Raw genomic sequence first — 340 nt, 5'->3', positions numbered from 1 at the left:
TTGAATGTTGGGAAGTCATTTTGACCACGAAAGAAATTTTTATAGGCAGTTTGCAAGTTTAGTTGAGCATTTGCCAAAGCTAATGAATCAACTTCTTTTAGCCATTCAAATTCTGCTTTGTATTTTGCAGGAGTGGGAAGCTTTTGTTTCTTTAGTTGATCCTTATCATCTTTATGTTTTTCATACGCTTCTTTCCGTTCAGCTAACATTCTGTTATACACGAAACGTACACAACCGAATGTTTTACGCATAAGATGTGCTTGGTCTTCTGTTGGATACAAACGGAATTTATATGCTTTATTCTGCTTTGTCATATCATTTCACCTCACTTTTCACTTTG

Annotated in this window: 1 protein-coding gene; it reads right to left on the bottom strand. The window is 35.0% G+C overall.

The genetic code is table 11. The annotated features are described in order from the left end of the window. Positions 1–314, bottom strand: a 314-nt coding sequence (locus ACTJJY_RS32165) for a helix-turn-helix domain-containing protein (RefSeq protein ID WP_440607461.1), incomplete at its 3' end; no start/stop codon positions are given. Positions 315–340 lie beyond the last annotated feature (26 nt).

It is taken from the genome of Bacillus sp. 22475 (assembly GCF_052044835.1).
Taxonomy (GTDB): domain Bacteria; phylum Bacillota; class Bacilli; order Bacillales; family Bacillaceae_G; genus Bacillus_A; species Bacillus_A cereus.
The sequence above is the reverse complement of the archived record's forward strand: the minus strand, read 5'-3'. Positions and strand labels throughout refer to the sequence as shown.